Below are 2,155 nucleotides of genomic sequence, written 5' to 3'. Positions count from 1 at the left end.
TGGGGCGGTTTTGGAGGTAACGGTTTTGGTAGAGGTAGTGATGATGCTAGTCGTCTTGCTTCTCAGTTAAATACTGATACTAATACAAGTCTGTTAATGCAGGCTATTCAAGGTAACAAAGATGCAATCAGCACTTTGTCTAATACTTTGAGTTGTGATATTAACGCTGTACAGACAGCTTTAAATACTATTAATACTAGCGTAAGTCAGATTGCTTGTGATACCAAATTAGCTAGCTGTGAAGTAATTAATGCTATTACTTCTGGTAATGCTAACTTGGCTTCTCAATTAGCTAACTGCTGCTGCCAGACTCAACGTTCAATTGACTCTGTTAATTTGAACTTGACTCAAATGAATGCAGACAATAGACTGTCTATCTGTCAGCAAACTAATACTTTGCAGAATGCAATCACTGGTGGTTTCAATAACTTAATGACAGATAATGCTAGTAAGTTTAATGTAATTGGTGCTAAGATAGATGCGCAGACTCAAATGATTAACGATAAATTCTGTCAACTTGAAATGCGTGAAATGCAGAATAAGATTGACACATTGCGTGCTGAAAAATCAGCTCTTGAGTTAGGTTTGTCTCAATCTGCTCAAACTGCTAATATCGTAAATCAGTTGCGTCCTTGTCCAGTACCTGCTTACTTAACTTGTAACCCATTCGGATGTAACGGTGGATTCACTGGTTACGGATACGGATATAACGACGGTTGCGGTTGTAGTTGCTAATAAGAAAGGAGGTAATTATGTTTAATCCTTTCTTTAACCCTTATCGTGTAAGACGTATTGATCAAGGTGGTATACCAACATTAGATACTATATTCTCTAATGTAGATACTACTAACAATACTGTTACTTATGGAATATGTCCATTTCAATGGAGACAATTACCATGCAGAGGTTTAATATTGTTAAATATTAACCATACCGCTACTGGTGCAACAGAAGGATCATTAGTATCTGTAGCTACTTCTGTTAGTTCTAGTTAGGTATCATCTAATCCGACTAGTGTAAATACTAATAGTGGTAAAGCATTACTAAACGGTTCTGGTGATTAGATGCCAACAGAAGAAATTTCAACGGGTAATAAATATCTAATATACTATGATAAACGTACTGGAGTATTTCAGACTGTAAATCATATTGTAGCGCCAGCTGCTTAATAAAAACTTAGGGCTACTATAAAAGGTAGCCCTACTAAAACCAATTCAATTATGTTATTTAGTCAATTAAAAATAGGAGATCACGTGCACGTATTAGAAGTTCTAGGAACTTTTAAAAAGACTACTGTTTATAGTCTTGGTTCCATTACTTAGGTTTCAAATCCTTATGATGAAGCTTTACCTCAAGGTTAGTTTCCAATACCAGGATAGAGCAGACGTAAACTAGTTGATGTGTTTATTAGCTGTAATGGAGAGTCTAAGAAACTATCAGTACCAGCTGAGCGTTCGATCATTAATGATACTTCTATAGGACTTACTGTTGCTACTAATAAAGAAGAAATAGCTAATATGGTTAGATAGAACTATAATGAGTTCAAAGCTAAAAAAGAAGCTGCAAGTAAGTATGATGAAGAAATGGAGAAGTGTAAAGATATTCTAGATCAACTAGAAGCGCAAGTAGAAATTCCTACAGTAACTAATACTGTTGATAATAGTAAAGAAATAAATGATTTAAAGAATGATGTAGCTGATATTAGGAAGATGATAGAAGATGCTAAGAAGATGTTTATGGGAGGGTTCCCAAAACCACCAATGCCACCTATGCCTAATGTACCAGCTCCATAGATGAAATAAAAGATATTTAAGGTAGACTAAAAAGTCTACCTTTTTTATTATGTGTACTTATAAGAACAGCTATTAAAAAAAAGAATCAATGTATTCCTTTTAGGTGTAATAAATACAAATATTATTATTTTGCGTTTATAAATTGAGTGTATAAGATAAATAGGAGTAGCTACCTATGAATGCTAGCTAACGGCTTCTTATACACTCTTTATTATAAGTTAGCATAAAGTTAGTAAATATGGAAGAGATTTGGAAAGATATACCCGGATATGAAAAATATTATATGGCTAGTACTCTTGGTAGAATTAAGAGTAAGGACAGAGTTATAAAAACTGTTTTAAAAGGTAAAGAAATAAAATACA

General features: G+C 33.7%; 4 protein-coding genes. All 4 read left to right on the top strand.

What is annotated here, in order from left to right; translation table 11 throughout:
• Positions 1 to 735: hypothetical protein (locus tag GH681_RS23430; protein ID WP_228112045.1), on the top strand; the 735-nt coding region annotated here is incomplete at its 5' end.
• Positions 736 to 752: 17 nt separating this feature from the next.
• Positions 753 to 995, top strand: coding sequence for a hypothetical protein (locus tag GH681_RS22790; RefSeq protein ID WP_153163788.1), 243 nt, complete (start codon positions 753 to 755; stop codon positions 993 to 995).
• Between the two features lie 588 nt (positions 996 to 1,583).
• Positions 1,584 to 1,793 carry a hypothetical protein gene (locus tag GH681_RS22785; protein WP_153163787.1) on the top strand — a complete coding sequence of 70 codons (210 nt, stop codon included), beginning with the start codon at positions 1,584 to 1,586 and terminating at the stop codon, positions 1,791 to 1,793.
• A 238-nt stretch (positions 1,794 to 2,031) separates the two neighbouring features.
• Positions 2,032 to 2,155 (top strand): NUMOD4 domain-containing protein (locus tag GH681_RS24200; protein ID WP_368666713.1); only part of this gene is annotated, 124 nt, incomplete at its 3' end.

Source organism: Zoogloea sp. 1C4, assembly GCF_009469605.1.
Taxonomy (GTDB): domain Bacteria; phylum Pseudomonadota; class Gammaproteobacteria; order Burkholderiales; family Rhodocyclaceae; genus Zoogloea; species Zoogloea oryzae.
Note: the sequence above shows the minus strand (reverse complement) of the source record. Positions and strands in the feature narration are given on the sequence as shown.

What these genes read in the sequence shown, in the direction of transcription:
- GH681_RS22790 (WP_153163788.1), top strand. Translation starts at nt 753, where the DNA reads ATGTTTAATCCTTTCTTTAACCCTTATCGTGTAAGACGTATTGATCAA.
- GH681_RS22785 (WP_153163787.1), top strand. Translation starts at nt 1,584, where the DNA reads ATGGAGAAGTGTAAAGATATTCTAGATCAACTAGAAGCGCAAGTAGAA.